The organism is Patescibacteria group bacterium, assembly GCA_004297215.1.
GTDB lineage: Bacteria > Patescibacteriota > Patescibacteriia > UBA9934 > GWF2-40-263 > 2-01-FULL-63-20.
In genome coordinates this window covers 16,821-33,283 of the sequence record SCUM01000001.1, presented here as the reverse complement: position 1 = coordinate 33,283, position 16,463 = coordinate 16,821, and the positions used below count along the sequence as shown (strand labels likewise).

Sequence of the window (16,463 nt, the reverse complement as noted above, 5' to 3'; positions counted from 1 at the left end):
AAGGCATTAGGAAGAAGATCGGGCCAGGGGGAGGATGAGGAGCGGGACGAGGGCGGCGAAGGCGGCGGCGAGGAGGCGCAGGTCGCCGAGCCCTTGTCCGAGCGTCCAGGCCGCGTAGGCGCACGCGGGGACGAGCAGCGCCGCGACCGCGTACTGGACGAGCGGCCAATCGCGGTACCGCTCCACGCGCGAGGCGTACCAGGCGCCAAACGCGAAGGCCGAAAGCAGAAACAGGTGCACGGATAGGAACCGTGAGACGAACCCTGGGCGGACCAGCTCGGCGGTCCAAAAGACGAGGCATGCCGCGACGCTCGCGCGCAGTCCCGTCGCGGCCACCTGCGTTTCAAGTTCTCGGAGGTCGTTCATAATCCGAGTTTCCGTTGTATCACATACGCCAGATCTTCCCAATGGAAGGCACGCCGGCGCCACGCCATGTCGATGCGGTCCACTTCCACCGAGGCGCCGAGCGCCTTCACGCCCGGCACGGAGAACACGAACTTCCAAGCCCCTTGTTCGAAGGCCAATGCGCGCGCATCAAAGCTCGCATGCGCCACGGTCCACTCCCCCTCGCGACGCGGACTCTCATACGCGGCGATGACGAAGTTCACGCCGAGCCGGTCGATATCCGTGTTCCAATCAAGCCGCACCGGATCGGGGTTGAAGAACGACTCCGGCGAGAAGGCCACATGCCCGTCCCCTTCCACCAGCACGTCGCCAACGGGGGCGGTGACGCGCACCACGCCGTCTTCCGACACGGAGGCATCGACCTTCGCATATGGAGCCGGAATCGCCACCGTCGCGGAGCCGATTTGAAGGTCCTGCACCGCTTCGGCGTGGGTCGTCGAGAAGGAAAGATGCTTGGCCTCGGTCCAGAACCGTACCGGGCGCGCCGGTTCCTTGTACGCCACTTCGTCGCCCAAGAACACGTCGTTCAGGAACACCAGTTTCTGTTGCGTCGTCGTGATGCGGCGGAAGAAGACGTCGCGGCCGGCGCGAAGTTCCACCTTGTACGCGCCTTCGGGCAGTCCGGGCACGGACAGGTCGAGAGAGCGCATGGAGGACGGCCGCGCGAGCGCGGAAACGTCCCCGTCGTCGCCGATCGACGTGGTCGCGACCTGCTTCCCGCCCTCATCCGTGACGACGACCGACACCGGGTCGGCGCCCTCGTCGCGGTTCATGTCCATGAACGCGAAGGAGAAGGCGAGCGTCTCGTCCGCGACGTACGTCTTGAACGCGTGGAACCCGCGCAGCGTGGCGTCGATCACGCGCGTCTGGTCGGAGGCGCGGTAGCCCGGGATCCGATACGGGGTCGGGAGGGTGAAATGGGACGTCGCGATCTCATGCCGCGGTGGCAGGTTCACGAGGAAATCGGCGATCGAGGCGTATCGGGGCGTCCGTTGCAGGAGCACGAGATCGTCCGCGTCCAGCCGATGCCAGGGCGAACCGTCGATGAGCGAGTTCTCGAGCGGACGCAGGTCGTAGGAACGGCCGTCCGCGGCGAGGGCGCCGAGTTCCACGATTCCCGCGCCCTGGTTCCTGAACCGCACGTCCACGTCGATGACGTCGAACGCGCGATGCGGGTGCGCGAAAAACGTCACGGGCTCGTCCACGATCGTGCGCCCGTCCGGCACCCGCGCGTCCGGCAGCAAACGGTCGATGAACGGCGACCGTTCGCCGACCGCATGGTTCACGACGAACGTCCCCGACGGCACGAGTTCCTGCGCAAGCAGCCAACCGAACGCCGCGACCGGGATCGCGACGATCACGAGCTGAAACGTCCATGACAGCACCCGATATCCGACCTTCATACCCCTTCTCCCCCCCCGCCCGCCGTAGCCTCAGCGGAGGCGGGTTCAATCCTATACAGCGTCTCCTCCCCGAACGGCTCCGCCGGGACGAACCGGAGTCCCGTCCCCTCCAATTTCTCCCCGTTCAGGTACTCGAGGTCCGTCTGCGGCAACGTGATGCCGAAATAATACAGCGGCGCGCGCAAGACGAGCCTGGGCATGAGGGCGTAGGTGCCTTCGTCGCGCAGGGGGACGCGCACGCGGCGCTCCGGGAACAGCAGCTTGTCGGCGCGGTCCACGATCACCACGGCGTCGGGCTCGACGAGCGACAGGAGCGCCGCCTTCGTCGCCGCGTCGCGCGCGAGGGTCGTCCTGGCGTCAAGAAGCCCGTCGCCCGGCGCGAACGCGGTCGCGACGAGCGCTAAGGCCGCGCCTGCGGCCGCCAACGCGCCGGCGACGAGACGGCGGCCCTGCGGCGTGACGGCGCGGTCCACGAGCCAGAGCGAGGCCGCTGCGACGTACGGCGTGGACAGCGCGAAGGCCGGCAGCCAGTAGCGCACGTAGCTGTTGGCGATCGAGACCGCGTCGGGATCCGGGTTGTCATGGATCACCCAGCTCCCGTACAGCACCGCGAGATACGCGGCGCTCACGAGGAAGAAGGCGTGATACGCGCGGCGGGCCGGGCGCTCCCGCGCCGTCGCCCCGCGCGAGGCGCGCGACAGCCACGCTCCGCCGATCGACAGCGGCACCAGCCACCAGAACAGCAGGAGGCCGTGTCCTAAGACGGCGCGAAGCGCGTTGCGCGGGTGGATGCCGAACGGGAAGAACGGACGGAGGACTTCCTGGACGCGTTCCCAGGCCCTCGGCGCGGCGGACGGGGCGGCGGACGCGGCGATGACCGACGAGGCCGGATACCCGGTCGAGAGCGGACTCCCGTACGTGAGGGCGTTGAGCGCGAGCATCGGGGCGGCCACGCACGCCACGCCGGCGAAGAACGCGATGGCCGATCGCCCTTGCGGCATCACGCGTCCGGCGACGAACCACGCCGCGAACGCGGAGGGAACGAGCCACAGCAGTTCCGACGGACGGATGGCGAGGGCAAGGCCGGCGAGCGACCCCGCGACGAGCAGGTCGGCGGCGCCTCCATTCAGGGCCGGAAACCGGCGCGCAAGCGGACGCGCCGACGCGGCGAACGCCGAGAGGATGAGGAACGCGACGAACGGCACGTTGGGCATGAGCGAACGGGCCGTGTAGTACAGCCAGGCCGGATGCAGGGCGAGGACGAGCGCGGAGACGAACCCGATGCGCCGGCCGAACGCCCGGGAAACCACCGCGCTCCAGGCGAACACGGCCAGGAACGCGAGGATCGGGGTGATAAGCGGAAGCGCCCACGTCCCGAGCACGCCCATGATCCCGCCATACAGCGCCGGGAGACCGAGGAATCCGCCGGGGGCGAGCTGTCCGTCCATCGCGACGACGCTGCGCGGATGCATCGCGTCATCGAGGCCCGCGTTGAGGGGCTCGAACGCGGTGAGCGTCCCGGTGGCGGCGAACCGGTGCGCGAAAAAGGCGTTGCTCATCTCGTCGGGCGAGACGTATACCCCGTCACGAGGGAGCAACGCGGCGCCGAAGAGCAGCGAGAGGGAGGCCGCGAGCGCGAGCGTGCCCGCGCGAAGGGCGCCTCTTGGCTCAAAGGCCATAGGTGACCAGGCTCACGAACGCGAACGCGACGGACATCCACAGGATGCCGACGGCGATCGTGAGCGCTTCCGGGATCGTCGGGGCCGCGAGCGACAAGAGCGCGAGCGAGACGCCGACCACCTGCAGGAACATCTTCGTCTTCCCGAACCCGTTGGCGGAAATGAGGCGGCCCTTGCGCCGGCCGACGGCGGCCCCGACGGTGATCGCGATCTCGAACCCGACGATCGCGAGGGCGAGTTCGAACGGAAGCCGCGGGAGCACCACGAGCAGGACGACCGAACCGATGAGCAGCTTGTCCGCGACCGGATCATAGAAGGTCCCCCAAGCCGTGACCTTCCGGCGGATGCGCGCCACGCTCCCGTCGAGCGCGTCGGTGAACGCGACGAGGACGAACGCGACGAGCCCGAGGCCGAAGCGCTGCGTAAGCAGGAGCCAGAGCACGAATGGCGTTGCCGCGAACCGGAACACGGTGATCATGTTCGGGGTCACGAATCGCGGCACGAGGCGCACCACGGTGGCCCCGAGCAGATGGTCGTGCAGGTACAGCTGATGCGGGTCGCGCCTCTCGAACATGTTTGATACAATGACGCCGCTATGCTTGGCGGTTTTTTCCGTATCCACCCTACCATTTTCGCCGCGCTTTTCCTAGCCGCCTGGGCGTGGAACGCGTTCGCGCTCCATTCCCCGGTCCTCGGTGGCGCCTTGCTCGGGGCGTGGCTGCTCCTGTGCGGGTCACAGCTTGGCCGCCGCGCGGCGCCGGTCGAGCATGCGTCGCTCCGGCTCCCGGTCGGCATCTGGCTGCTCCTCTCCGGCGTGATGATCGCGGGCGCGGCGACCTACTACGCCTGGCAGTATCCGCCGGGCGTCGCGTACGTGGTCCTCCTCCTGTCCGTGCCCGTCAGCCTGTTGCTCGGGCGCGGCGCGCATCGCCCCGGACTCCTGGAACGCTGGTCCCATGCGCTCAAGGAGGCGAAGTCGCATCATGCGGTCCATGCCGCGCTCGGCGCGACCGGCATCAGCCTGTTCTTCCTCGCCCTGCTCTTCCGCTCGTTCGCGGACGCGGCCACCACGGATCCCATCCGTTCTCTCTGGCTCGTCGTCTCCCCGAGCGCGTTCCTATGCGCCTTCGTCGCCTTCGCGCTGCTCGCCGCCTTGCTTGTGAGCGGCCGCTCCCGCGCGCTCGCGATCCCGCTCGCCTGTGCCGCGCTGTTCGTGTTCCTGTCCGCGTCCGTTCTCGTGTTCCCGATCGGCTCCGGCTTCGATCCGTTCATCCACCGCGCGACGGTCTCGCACGTGGTCGAGCAAGGGAGCATCAGCCCTAAGCCGCTGTACTACGTCGGGCAATACGCGCTCGAGCTGTTCCTCGTGCACGGGTTCTCCTTGCCAATCGACCTGGTAGATTTCTGGCTGCTTCCCGCGCTCGCCTCGCTGCTGCTCATCCCGGCCGCGTACGGGGCGGCCGCGCACCTGCTTCGCGATCGGCCGCGAGCGACGGCCGCGCTCACGCTCGTCTTCCTCCTTCCGCTTTCCTCGTTCATCACGACGACGCCACAGGGACTCGCGAACCTTTGGACCTTGCTGTTCGCCCTTTTCGCCGTCCCCACCTTGATGGGACTCGAGCCCGCCTTCGCTGAGGCTTCGGCGGACAGGCGCCCTCGCATGGCCGCGCTCACCGTCGGCGCAGTGGCAACGGCAGCCATCCACCCCATCGCCGGCCTCCCCGCGCTCGTGTTCTTGGCACTCGGCCTTGCGCATTCCCTTTCCTTCACGTCCCACAAGACGGTCGGACGCGTCGCATTCTGGCTCATCGCGCTCGCGGGCAGCATCGTGCTCCCAGCCGCATTCGTCGTGAACGCGATCCGGTCGGGCACCGGCAGCGGCTTCGACCTCTCCTCCATCACTCCATCACTCCTCCTCTCCTCTCTCCACCTCGGCCTCTTCTTCCAAAACGGGTTCCGCCCCCTGCTCGACTTCGCCGAACTGTGGGCGCACAACGGGTTCCTCGTCCTGCTCCTGGTCGCGCTGCTGGGCGCCTGGAAGCTCCGACGCGACACGACGCCCAAGCCGTATCTCGTGATGGCCGGCGTGCTCGGCGTGAATTATCTCCTGCTTTCCACGGCCGTCGATTTCTCTTTCCTCATCGACTACGAACGCCAGAATTACGCCGCACGCCTCGTCCCGCTCATCGCGTTCTTCCTCACCCCGTGCGCGCTCGCGGGCGCCGGCATCATCCTCGGCCGCGTGCGGGTCTCCCCCGTCCTCGTGCGCGCGTTTACCGTCTTGCTCACGGCCGCGCTCATGACCGCCGCGCTCTACGTCACCTACCCGCGCCACGACGCGTTCGTGGTGGGCCATGGCATCAACGTGAGCCAGGGCGACGTGAACGCCGTGTACGAGATCGAACGCCGCGCGAACGGGCGGCCGTATCTCGTGCTCGCCAACCAATCCGTATCCGCGGCCGCCATCAGGAGCCTCGGGTTCACGCACTACTACGGCAACCAGTTTTATTATCCGATCCCGACGGGCAGCGATCTGTATCAGGCATTTCTTGCAATGAACGATACGCCGACCAAGGAGACGGCATTGAGCGCCTTCGATATCGTGAATGACATATGCGTATCCGGATGCATGCGTGAACTCCCCACGTCCGTCTTCTTCGCCGTCAACCGCTACTGGTGGCAGAGCGACCGCATCGTGGAACAGGCCAAGGCCACCGCTGACGACTGGTTCTCGGTGGATGATGGCACCGTGACCGTGTTCCGATACGATGCCCCAACACCAGAAGCCATCAGCCAATAGCCGTTAGCCGTCAGCGCATACCATCTCCCGACTCCCAAATACCACCCCCCCCCTCTATGCCCTCCTCCTCCGACCACTCCCTCTGGGAACGCGAACAGGCCTTTCTCACGAAAGAACGCGAACGCGTTCCCGAACTGTTCGTCCGTCCCGATCTCGCGAACGATGAGGTGAACAAGCGCGTGGGAATCCTTTCTACGCCGACGGGCATGCCTAAAGGATGCGTGAAATCGTCCCCGCTCGATTTCATCGTGGAGGAAATGCGCTCCGACGGCATGCTGTCCACTGCGGACCTTTCCGGCGCGTGCAAGCCGCTCATGGATGGCGTTGGGACGGTCTATGCCGACTTGGTAAAGGTCGGGATCTCGACGATCGACGCTGCCGGACGCCTTGCCACCGCGCTCAAGCTCGACCGCAAGCACATCGGGTACGCCGGCATCAAGGATGCCGTCGCGCTCACGGCGCAGACCATCAGCTTCCGACAAACCACGGTCGACGCGGTGAAGGCGCTTTCGATCCCGAACTTGGTCCTGACCCGAGTCGGCGAAGGCAAAGGCGCCGTGGCGATCGGCGGATTGAAAGGCAACCGGTTCACCCTGTTCATTCGTACGGACGGAGCGCCCGATGAGGCGCGCATGACGGAACTGGTGGAAGCGGTGAAGGCGAACGGCGTCCCAAACTACTATGGCGCGCAGCGGTTCGGCACGCCGCGCTACCTGTCGCACATGTATGGCATGCACGTCATGCGCGGCGAGTACGAGCAAGCGGTGAAGGCGGTGTTCGCGGCGCCGAGCGCATTCGAGATCCCGTATTTCGCACAGCGCCGCAAGCGGATCGCGGAGGCATGGGGCGATTGGAAAGCGGTTCGCGCGCTCGTCACCGACCTCCCATACGCCTTGCGGCACGAGACCCAGATGCTGGCCGAGCTTGAGCGCGGCAGCGCGGACATGTACACGAAGGCTCTTGCCGCCGTCTCGCAGCAAACCGACATGTGGGTGCGCGCCTATGCGAGCTTCCTCACGAACCTCATCCTTTCGGAAGCCGAGATCTCGGGTGATACCCTGCCCGACACCATTCCCCTGCTCCTCTCGCAGCGCGAAGCCGACCGAGCGTTCTACAAGACGCTCACCGACGCGCATGGCACCGGCCAGTTCCAATCGCATCTCCGGCAATCAGGGTTCGACAAGTTCGTGAACATCGGCGCCAACCCGTCCATCCCCTCCCGCATCAAACCGACGATGCACGGCTTCCGTTGCGTCCCCGAGGGCGTGGCCATCTCGTTCGACCTGCCGAAAGGGGCGTATGCGACGACGGTGCTCATGTTCCTGTTCGACGTGGCACAAGGGACGCCGGAGTGGGTGACCACGACGGAAGTGGATACGAAAAAGCTCCTCGGCACCGGATCGGTGGAGGAGGCAAAGGCGCGGCTCGGGGAATTCATCCGCCAGGCGGCGAAGACGGAAGCGGACGCTGGTGAATAAAAAACAACACCCCGCGAGCAAGTGTTGCTCAAGCGGGGCTTGATGTCGTGGCGGCATCCCGTGTGATCGGGACGCCGCGATTGCGCTAGGCGCGCTCGTTCGTGAACTCGCCGCCGATGAAGCGCAGCGCGTTCTTCGCGCGGCGATCGTCGCGCGAGTCGCGTCCCACCACGTCGGTGCAGTTGACCGTGTGGGCGGACCCCGGCGGGTTCTTCCACACGTGGATCGCGCCGTAGGTGCGCTTCATCATCGCGTCGACCGCCCCGAGCAGCTCGGCGGTGAGCTCCTTTCCGGGGATGGCGTTGCCGCTGATGTAGCCGAGGATCAGCACGCCCCGCTGCTGGGGGTTGTTGATCTTCTTGCGCTGGATGTGCGCCTCCACCAGCTTGGCGCCCGCCGCCTTGAGGTCGGCGACGTACGCGTCGATGCGGGCGAGGGACAGGCCATCCTGTCCGAAAACCTTCACGCCGCTGTCCGCCCTCTTCACCGCCCCCTTCCCGTCACGGCCGCCCTCGATGAGGTCCTGCTCGTAGCGCGTCGGCTCGAGCCCGACCGCCTTCGCCTCCTCGGCGTGACGGTCGTTGAGGAGGATGAGGTCGCGGCGGCCCTTCTCGTCGCAGTAGAGGCCCGTCTGCTTGTCGGACGATGCCGCGAGGAGCCGGGCGATCTCGTCCTTGGTGACGTTGATCTTCACCAGGACGTCGACCCGGACGCGGCCGGGCTTGGTCTCGGCCTTGGTCGCAATCTGTTGGTTTTGAGCGTTCAAGCGAACCTCTCTTTCTAGAAAATAACCCCACGAGGAGGCTACTGGTTGTACGCGTTAGGCACCGACGGTGCTTTAGCGTGGACAGAAAATACCATATTTTGGGGGTTTTGTCAAGAGGGAGGGAATGAATATTTGGCTAAGGTGAGCGGAATGTAGGATGAAGAATGAAGTATGTAGGATATAAAAAGCGCCCGTTTCCGGACGTTTCTTTCATGAGTCCTCATTCATCCTACATCCTTCATCCTACATCCTTCACCTCCCCAATCAGCTTTTCCAACCGATCCACGTACTTGGGCAACGCGTAGTCATCCATCCCCTTTCGGATCTCCCCCTCCCGGGCACGGAAATCCCCGACCTTGGCGGCCATGCGCGTGAGGGCTTCGCGTAGGCCCGTGGCCTGGCCGGGTTCGTACAAGAACCCGTTTTCCCCGTCGCGGATGAGCTCCCCCACCCCGCCGATGCGGCTGGCTACCACCGGGGTCCCCACCGCGAGCGATTCGTAAATCACGGTGGGCGAATTCTCGTAGCAGAGGCTCGGCACGAGGGTCGCGTCGCACAGCGCGAGCAGCTTCATGAGCGGTTCCTGCGACACGAACCCGTGGTAGGTGATCCGCTTGTCATGCTTGGCCCGATCCGACACGAACGCCGCGAGCGACCCTTCGCCGGCCACGTGCAGGTGGAACGGAATGTCGAGCCCTTCGAGCGACTCGAGCAGGAACCGGATCCCCTTGTGCGGCTCGAGCTGGCCCACGTAGAGGAGGCGCAGCGGCCCTTCCTGGCGCGTGGTCTGCGGGCGCGTGCCCATGTCCGGCGCCGGATTGGGCATCACCTCGATGCGGCTCTTGGGGAAGAACCCGCGCTCGCGGTAGAAGTCCGCGAGAAAACGGGAGGGAGAGATGACGACGTGCGGCGAGCCCACGGCCCGGCCCGTGGCCGCCTCGTACATGAGGCGCAGCGGGGTGGAGTTGAACGGCCCGCGCTCTTCCCCGGCGATGAGCAGGCCGCTGGGAATCGAAAGCTGCACGTCGTGGAGGGTGTGCACGTGCGGGATGCCGGAGGCGCGGATCGCGGCGGCGACCTGAAGCCCGATCCCCTTGAGGTTGTGCGTGAGCACCGCTTCCGGGGCGCGACGATGGATCACGTCGAGGGTGACGCGCCTTGGGATCGGGCTCCACAGGTCCACCATGTGCCAGGCCGCGCGCACGGGCGCCGGGTACCGGTGGTCGTTGAGCGTGTGGTAGAAGTTGAGCGGGTAGAAGCGCTCGATGGGCTCAAGGTCGGTTTCCGTCACCCGCGACCGCAGCGAACCCATCCCCGCGTACGGCATCGTGGAAAGCACGCTCACCTCGTGGCCGCGCACGAACAGCTCGCTCGTGATGCGCGAAGCCACCTGCTCGGCCCCGCCGCGCTGGATGGGAGGATAGAGGTTGGAGATGATGAGGAGGCGCATATGAAGGCGTGAAGGCCTTAGGCGTGAAGGCCTCAGCTGCTGGGGCCTTGTCCCCTGAAGCCTTATCGCCTCAGGCCTTTACGCCTACTTAAAAGCTTTTATACGTTTCCTGCAATCTCGAGATGAGCGGCTCCCAGGCGAATTCGGCCTCGGCGCGCTTGCGGGCGCTTTCTCCCAGGCGCTCGCGCAAGTCGGTCCGCTCAAGGAGCAGCTTGAGCGCATCGGCGAGTTTTGTCGCGTCCCCGGGCGGGACGAGCAGGCCGGTAGCCCCGTCGAGCACCACCGTGCGCACGCCGGGCAGGTCGCTCGCGACGGTCGGCACGCCGCTCGCGGATGCCTCGAGCGCGACGAGTCCGAACGCTTCGGCACGCTCGGTTGACGGGAACGCATGGACGTCCGCGAGGCGGTAGATGCGCGGCAGGTCTTCCTCGCTCACGCTCCCGAGGAATCGCACGCGTCCGGCAAGCGCGCCAGCCTCTACGGTGGCTTGCAGGCTCGGCCGCAGGTCGCCGTCGCCTACGACGAGACAGGTCCACGGGTGGCCGGCCACGCGTTCGAGCGCGGCAAGCAGCACGGGGAGCCCCTTAAAGTGGTGCGCGGCGTCGAGCCCCCCCACGAACAGGATCGTCGGGACGGACGGGTCGAGGGCAAGACGCGTGCGCATCTCCGGCTCGTCGCCTGGATGAAACCGCTCGAGATCCACCCCGAACGGATGCACTTCCAAGCGGTCGAGGCAGCCGGGCACGTCGGCGAGCGCGGAGGTCAGCGCGTACTCGCGGCTCGACACGAGGATGCGGTCCGCGCGGGAGATGAGCCAGGGGAACAGGAGCCGGCGGTGCGCGCGGAAGATGGCGCCGCGGATCCCGTCGGCGACCGCGTCCATGTGATAGGTGACCACCAGCTTCTGGTCGCTTCGGATCGCCTTGCGCACGATCACCGGCTCGGCCCCGCCGAAGAACGGGTAGTGCAGGTGCACCAGGTCGAACCCCTTGAGGCGCTGGTACAGCGACGGCATCACGCTCCCGTTGCCGATTGTGAGCGGCGAGGGCACGCGGTGCACGTACTCGGGGTCGCTCATCACCTTGCGCGTGCGCGGCGTGAACACGTGCACGTTCTCGCCCCGGGCGCGCAAACGCTCGGTATACTCATGGGCGACGCGCCCCATGCCGCCGCGATAGGGCGGGTACGTCGAGACGACCTGGGCGATTTTCATACTGGAAGGCGATAATGCCTCAGGCGTAAGGGCGTTAAGGATGTTCCCCTGAAGCCTTGTCCGCCTGAGGCCTTCTTCCCTATTTCACCACACAATGCATTTCCTCACGACCCTCCATATTGCATCCAACACCGGATTCGCCACCTTCTCCACGATCGGGTTGCTCGTCGCCTGGTGCTCGATCCTGCCCGTCCACAGGCGCACGATCTCGGCGTCCGTGACCTTGCGGATCGTGCGCGACTCCTTGCGCTTGCGCGAGACGTAGGCCCAGGTGCGCGGGTCGAACGCGGCGCCCCACGCCTTGAGCTTTTGCGAAAACCACCCTCCATGGATCGCGAACGCCGCGAGCGCCAGCTCCTCAACGAGCATGAACGGCGCGATGAGCGCGAGCGACGCAGCCTTCAGGTGCGAAAGATGGACCAACCAACGATTGCGCTCCATCCAGTAGAGCTTCTGCACGCTGCGCGAGAATTCGTACCTATGGAACGCCACCGACTTCATCGACAGGACGTTGCGGAACCCGGCGAGCCGGAGGCGCCAACCGAGCTCGAGATCCTCGTGATACAGGAACAGATGGTCGTCGAGCAGCCCGGCGGCCTTGAGCGCCGTGGCGCGGTAGAGCGTGGCCGCGCCGCTGCCGTAGGCGATCTCTTCGCCGTCTACCCTGAGCGAAGTCGATGGGTCCGTCGCCGTCACGTCCTTCGCGTAACGGCCGTTGTCGCGCACGAACCCGAACCCGAGGAAATGCACCATGCCTCCGGTGGAGTTCACCACTTCGGGATCCTGCCACAGGCGCATGAACGACTGGACGGAACCGATGTTCTCGTCGGACTGCGCAAGCGCCACGGCCTCGCGGATGCAGCCAGAGTCGAGTTTGGCATCGTTGTTCTGCAGATACGCGTAGTCGGCGCCTTCGAGCAGTGCGTGGTCGATGCCGAGGTTGTTCCCTCCCGCGAACCCCAGGTTCACTCCCGACGGGAAAAACGTGACGCGCGGGAGCACGCTGTTGGACTTGGGAAGCACGTGGTCGCGGATCCACTGTGCGCTCCCGTCGGCGCTCGCGTTGTCCACGATCACGATCTCAAGCGCCTCGCGCGGGTAATCGAGCTTCTCCCAGGATGAAACGACCTCCGGAAGGTACGGGAGGCTGTTGTAAGAAAGGTAGATGACGGCGATCTTGGGGGGCATGAAGGCCGCAGGCGTGAAGGCGTTAAGGATTTTCCCCTGAGGCCTTGTCCGCCTGAGGCCTTGTCGCCTCATCCAGCGCGATCCTCCTCACCAATTTCGTGATATCCCGCTCTAGGCGGTCGAACCGGAGGAAGAGGCGGAACATGAGGTACGCGAGCGCCACCACGGACACGTAGAGCACCGCGTCCGACCCGCGACCCACGCCCACGACGTTCGCGAACAGGTCGGCGACCTCCGGGCGCAGCACGACGACGGCGGCGCCAAGCCAAACGAGGCTCCAGACGATCGCCGCGCGGCGGCTCAAGGCGCCTTGCCTGGCGCGCCGCCAGGTGAGAGCCAGCGCGGCAAGGAGCGTCGCGGCAAGGATGACTTGGATGACGAGCATATTCGCGTCTTACTTTTGGAATGCTCCGAGCAGCAGCTGCCAGGCGATATGGAAGGCGTCGACGGTCTTGTTCCCTTTCGCGAGCGTCTCTCGCGTATAGGTGATGCGCGTCGGCACCTCGATCACGCGCAGGCCGGAGCGCGACACGGCGCGCAGCAGCTCCGAGCAATGCGCCTTGCGGTCCTGGGTGAAGGTCACGCGCCGCGCCGCCTCGGCACTCATGGCGCGCAGCCCGCTCTGCGGATCGGTGAACGTGCGCGGGATCCCCAGCGCGAAGGCGCTGAACACGCGGCCCGCAAGGAGCAGCGCTCGACGCGACGCGGGCATCCCTTCCGAGGCGATGCCCAGGAATCGCGAGCCGTACACCACGTCGGCCTCCCCGCGCACGATGGGGAGCGCGAGCGCCGTAATGCCTTCCGGGTCGTGCTGGCCGTCGCCGTCCACGTGCACGATCACGTCGGCGCCGCGCGACAGCGCGGAGATCGTGCCGGTCTTGAGCGCGGCGCCCTGTCCGCGATTGATGGCATGCCGGAGCGCCACGACGCCGGCGGTCTTGGCCGCCTCGAACGTGTCGTCGGAAGATCCGTCGTCTACCACCACCACCTCGTCGACAAGCCCCTTCACGCGTGAAAGCACCGGGGCGAGACGAGCCGCTTCATTATAAGCCGGGATGACCGCGATCACCTTCATAGGCATTGAAGGCCGCAGGCGTGAAGGCATGAGGATGTTCCCTTGAGGCCTTGTCGCCTGCGGCCGCACAGCCTTCCTTTACCTCACATCGCCGACAAAAGCAACCGATTGGCGGTCATGTATTCGACGGTCTTCGAGAGGCCGTCCTCAAAGCGCATGAGTGGGAGCCAGCCCAATTCGCGCGCCTTGTTGATGCGCGGCAGCGGGAGCTCCGAGAGGAACAGCAGGTCTTCGCCCAGCGTGATCTTGGACGCGGAGCGCGTCATCTTCACCACCATCTCCGCCACCTGCATGATGGGCATGTCCACGTCGGAGCCGATGTTCACCGGTCCCGGGTCCTTGGGCGCGTTCATGAGGCGCACCAGCCCGTCCACCACGTCGAGCACGTAGGCGAAGGAGGTGCGGAACTGCCCTTTCCCGTACACCACCAGGTCCTTGCCCTCGAGCGCGCTCATGATGAAATCCGGGATGAGATGGCCGTCGTTGAGCGGCATGCGCGGGCCGAACGTGCGGAACACGCGGGCGATGCGCGTGTCGAGGCCGTACACGGCGCGGTAGGTGGAGAACATCGTTTCCGAAAACCGGCGGCCTTCGTCATAGCAGGCGCGCGGGGAAAGCTGGTCGATGGTCCCGGTGTCGCCCTCTTCCACGAAGATGCGGTCGCCGCGGCGGGTGCCGTACACCACGGAGCTGCCCGTGAGCAGCACCTTGGCCTTGTACTTGCGGGCGAGCTCGAGCGCATGCTCGTTGCCCACCCCGTTGCACCGGAGCGTGTCGATGCGGAACTTGTCGAACTGCTTGATTGAGGTGGGACACGCCAGGTGATACACCTCCTGGATCCCCTGGAACGGCAGCTTGAACGCCGACAGCTCGGCGTACGTCTCGAGGTCGAACGGCTGGTTCACGTCCAGGCGCAAGAACTGGAAATCCGGGTTCGGGAGCAGGTTGTCGATGTTGCGCACGCTGCTCGTCGCGAAATTGTCGATGCACACCACGCGATTGCCGTCCTTGAGCAAGCGTTCGCACAGGTGGCTCCCGATGAACCCGGCCCCGCCGGTCACCAGGATGTTCTTCTTTTCAAACGTGGGATTGGTGGGCATAGAGCGAAATGTAGGATGAAGGATGTAGACTGTAGGATAGTTTATTGAAAATTCTACATCCTACATCCTTCATCCTACAGTCTTCAGTCTACATTCTACATCCTTCATCCTACATTCTCCATCCTCATCGCGACGAAACCGCCATCGAACGTGCTGGGCGATCCTGCGCGAGCAGCGCGAACCCGCCGAGATCCGTCCCGGCGCGGTCGGTGAGCCGAAGGCGCGTGCCGGAGGGGTCGGCGAGGAGGCTTGCGAGCGTCGAGTCCGCGCGACCGAAGGCGCCGAAGGGGGTGGTAAGCGGGGACGCCGGCACCACAAAGGAGGCCGGGTCGACGAGACGCGTCCCGTCCAGGCGGAACGCGCGGATGCCGGAGGGGCCTCCCGTGAGCGCGCGCGTGACGATCTCGACGCGCCCGTCGCGGTCCGTGTCCGCGACGGACAGCTCAAGCCCGTGCCTGTCGGCGGCGTCGAAAGCGAAGAACTGGCCGCGGAGCGTCCCGTCGAGCGTGAACACGCGCACGTGCGGGCCGCCGCCGGCTCCGGGCACGGTCACGATCTCGTCGGTCCCGTCGAGGTCGAGGTCGCCCACGGCCGCCTGCACCCCGCCCAGGAACCCCTCGGCATACGCGAGGAACGAGGCCAGGCGCTTCCCCTCCCCGTCGTACACGCTCACGCGCGGGGCAAAACCGCGTCCGGCGGCCACCACCACGCGCGTGGCGCGCAGCGCGATCACGTTCGCCGGCACAGGGACGGGAGGCACGGACGGGATCGGCGCGGCGGTCCCTGGCGCCTTGGCCGCGGACACCGCCTTCCCCACTTCCAGGGCGCGCGCAAGGTTCACGCGCCCGGCCCCGAGCGCCCCGCGCGGGAGAGCGCCAGTGTCGACCGGGTCCACGGACAACTGGAGGACCGTCTTCAGGTCGGCCGGGCCGAGATTCGGAAAGGCGCCCTTGAGGAGCGCGACGGCCCCGGAAATGATGGGCGCCGCGATGGACGTGCCGTTCCAGCCGCCGCGATACGGCTCCGCGAACCCGTCCGTGCCCACGGCCTGATAGGACACGTTGAAGATGTCGATGCCGGGGGCCGCGATGTCGGTGCATGAGGACCCGTAATTCGAAAACCCGGCCTTGGTGTCCTGCGGCGTGGTCGCCGCCACCCCGAGCACGGAATCTCCCCCGTCGGTTTGCTCGAAACACACCGGGTACAACGGCGCCTGGTTCAGGTCCGTCCCGCCGAGCGTCTTGTTGCCCACCGCCGCCACCACCACCACGCCCGCGTCGTAGGCGTCCTTGATCGTCTGGCGGAACACGCCGTCCACCTCGGCCCCGGTAAAGCTCAAGTTGATGACCGACGCCCCGCTGCGCATCGCATAGCGGATGGCGGCCGTGGCATCCGCCGAATTCCCGGAACCCTCCCGATCGAGGATGCGCAGCGGCATGAGGCGCACCTGCCAGTTCACTCCGGAAACTCCCGTCCCGTTATTCCCGATCGCCCCGATCACCCCGGCGATCGCCGTGCCGTGGATCGTGGCTTCCGCCTCGTCGCCCGGCGCCGGTGAGGGATCGGGCAGGGCGTCGTCATCCACGAAATCCCATCCGTGCAGGTCGTCGACATGCCCGTTCTGGTCGTTGTCCAACCCGTCGCCGGGAATCTCCCCCGGATTGGTCCAGAGGTTTCCCGCAACGTCCGGGTGATCGAGATCGAGTCCGGTATCCAGCACGGCCACGACGACGTTGGCGGATCCGGTGGCCGTATCCCAGGCGTCGAACGCCTTGATCTTCCCCAAGTACCACTGCTGCTCGATGAGCGGATCATTGGGAACGGCCGCAAACACAGGCTGGCCGATGAGGATTCCCGCCGTGACAAGAAAAAACAATAGGCGCCGCATAGGCGCCTATTGTAACAC

At 66.1% G+C, this 16,463-nt stretch carries 14 protein-coding genes; 2 read left to right on the top strand and 12 right to left on the bottom strand.

The window, feature by feature from the left end:
- Positions 1–6: 6 nt before the first annotated feature.
- Genes EPO34_00150 through EPO34_00135 form a run of 4 tightly spaced genes read right to left on the bottom strand, consistent with a single transcriptional unit; the run spans position 7 to position 4,061 of the window.
- On the bottom strand, positions 7–366 hold the full coding sequence (locus tag EPO34_00150; GenBank protein TAK03563.1) for a hypothetical protein: 360 nt from the start codon (positions 364–366) through the stop codon (positions 7–9).
- Complete coding sequence (locus EPO34_00145; protein ID TAK03562.1) at positions 363–1,808, bottom strand: hypothetical protein; 1,446 nt, start codon at positions 1,806–1,808, stop codon at positions 363–365. The genes EPO34_00150 and EPO34_00145 overlap by 4 nt, the downstream gene beginning before the upstream one ends.
- Positions 1,805–3,487 (bottom strand): hypothetical protein, encoded by a 1,683-nt coding sequence (locus tag EPO34_00140; protein TAK03561.1) that lies wholly within the window; start codon positions 3,485–3,487, stop codon positions 1,805–1,807. The genes EPO34_00145 and EPO34_00140 overlap by 4 nt, the downstream gene beginning before the upstream one ends.
- Entirely contained in the window at positions 3,477–4,061 is a 585-nt protein-coding gene (locus tag EPO34_00135; GenBank protein TAK03560.1) for a CDP-alcohol phosphatidyltransferase family protein, read from the bottom strand. The genes EPO34_00140 and EPO34_00135 overlap by 11 nt, the downstream gene beginning before the upstream one ends.
- 21 nt (positions 4,062–4,082) lie before the next feature.
- On the opposite strand from EPO34_00135, the gene EPO34_00130 reads away from it, so the two are divergent.
- Both EPO34_00130 and truD read left to right on the top strand, forming a co-directional pair.
- On the top strand, positions 4,083–6,287 hold the full coding sequence (locus EPO34_00130) for a hypothetical protein (GenBank protein ID TAK03559.1): 2,205 nt from the start codon (positions 4,083–4,085) through the stop codon (positions 6,285–6,287).
- A 56-nt stretch (positions 6,288–6,343) separates the two neighbouring features.
- Positions 6,344–7,765, top strand: coding sequence for a tRNA pseudouridine(13) synthase TruD (gene truD, locus EPO34_00125; protein ID TAK03558.1), 1,422 nt, complete (start codon positions 6,344–6,346; stop codon positions 7,763–7,765).
- A gap of 85 nt (positions 7,766–7,850) precedes the next feature.
- On the opposite strand, the gene EPO34_00120 is transcribed toward truD, so the two are convergent.
- The 8 genes from EPO34_00120 to EPO34_00085 form a co-directional block, all read right to left on the bottom strand.
- Entirely contained in the window at positions 7,851–8,531 is a 681-nt protein-coding gene (locus EPO34_00120; protein TAK03557.1) for a hypothetical protein, read from the bottom strand.
- Positions 8,532–8,769: 238 nt separating this feature from the next.
- The gene (locus EPO34_00115) at positions 8,770–9,981 is read right to left on the bottom strand and encodes a glycosyltransferase (GenBank protein TAK03556.1); all 1,212 of its coding nucleotides are present in this window, start codon (positions 9,979–9,981) and stop codon (positions 8,770–8,772) included.
- Between the two features lie 88 nt (positions 9,982–10,069).
- The gene (locus EPO34_00110; protein TAK03555.1) at positions 10,070–11,194 is read right to left on the bottom strand and encodes a glycosyltransferase family 1 protein; all 1,125 of its coding nucleotides are present in this window, start codon (positions 11,192–11,194) and stop codon (positions 10,070–10,072) included.
- Positions 11,195–11,278: 84 nt separating this feature from the next.
- Complete coding sequence (locus EPO34_00105) at positions 11,279–12,454, bottom strand: glycosyltransferase family 2 protein (protein ID TAK03554.1); 1,176 nt, start codon at positions 12,452–12,454, stop codon at positions 11,279–11,281.
- Positions 12,405–12,767: a DUF2304 domain-containing protein gene (locus tag EPO34_00100; GenBank protein TAK03553.1), complete on the bottom strand. Its 363-nt coding sequence runs from the start codon at positions 12,765–12,767 to the stop codon at positions 12,405–12,407. The genes EPO34_00105 and EPO34_00100 overlap by 50 nt, the downstream gene beginning before the upstream one ends.
- Positions 12,768–12,776: 9 nt before the next feature.
- On the bottom strand, positions 12,777–13,487 hold the full coding sequence (locus EPO34_00095) for a glycosyltransferase family 2 protein (GenBank protein ID TAK03552.1): 711 nt from the start codon (positions 13,485–13,487) through the stop codon (positions 12,777–12,779).
- A 53-nt stretch (positions 13,488–13,540) separates the two neighbouring features.
- Positions 13,541–14,557 carry an NAD-dependent epimerase/dehydratase family protein gene (locus EPO34_00090; GenBank protein ID TAK03551.1) on the bottom strand — a complete coding sequence of 339 codons (1,017 nt, stop codon included), beginning with the start codon at positions 14,555–14,557 and terminating at the stop codon, positions 13,541–13,543.
- A gap of 124 nt (positions 14,558–14,681) precedes the next feature.
- Complete coding sequence (locus EPO34_00085) at positions 14,682–16,445, bottom strand: hypothetical protein (protein TAK03550.1); 1,764 nt, start codon at positions 16,443–16,445, stop codon at positions 14,682–14,684.
- Positions 16,446–16,463 lie beyond the last annotated feature (18 nt).

Coding starts and splice junctions, on each gene's coding strand:
- EPO34_00150 (TAK03563.1), bottom strand. CDS start 366: ATGAACGACCTCCGAGAACTTGAAACGCAGGTGGCCGCGACGGGACTG.
- EPO34_00145 (TAK03562.1), bottom strand. CDS start 1,808: ATGAAGGTCGGATATCGGGTGCTGTCATGGACGTTTCAGCTCGTGATC.
- EPO34_00140 (TAK03561.1), bottom strand. CDS start 3,487: ATGGCCTTTGAGCCAAGAGGCGCCCTTCGCGCGGGCACGCTCGCGCTC.
- EPO34_00135 (TAK03560.1), bottom strand. CDS start 4,061: ATGTTCGAGAGGCGCGACCCGCATCAGCTGTACCTGCACGACCATCTG.
- EPO34_00130 (TAK03559.1), top strand. CDS start 4,083: ATGCTTGGCGGTTTTTTCCGTATCCACCCTACCATTTTCGCCGCGCTT.
- truD (TAK03558.1), top strand. CDS start 6,344: ATGCCCTCCTCCTCCGACCACTCCCTCTGGGAACGCGAACAGGCCTTT.
- EPO34_00115 (TAK03556.1), bottom strand. CDS start 9,981: ATGCGCCTCCTCATCATCTCCAACCTCTATCCTCCCATCCAGCGCGGC.
- EPO34_00110 (TAK03555.1), bottom strand. CDS start 11,194: ATGAAAATCGCCCAGGTCGTCTCGACGTACCCGCCCTATCGCGGCGGC.
- EPO34_00105 (TAK03554.1), bottom strand. CDS start 12,454: ATGAGGCGACAAGGCCTCAGGCGGACAAGGCCTCAGGGGAAAATCCTT.
- EPO34_00100 (TAK03553.1), bottom strand. CDS start 12,767: ATGCTCGTCATCCAAGTCATCCTTGCCGCGACGCTCCTTGCCGCGCTG.
- EPO34_00095 (TAK03552.1), bottom strand. CDS start 13,487: ATGCCTTCACGCCTGCGGCCTTCAATGCCTATGAAGGTGATCGCGGTC.
- EPO34_00090 (TAK03551.1), bottom strand. CDS start 14,557: ATGCCCACCAATCCCACGTTTGAAAAGAAGAACATCCTGGTGACCGGC.
- EPO34_00085 (TAK03550.1), bottom strand. CDS start 16,445: ATGCGGCGCCTATTGTTTTTTCTTGTCACGGCGGGAATCCTCATCGGC.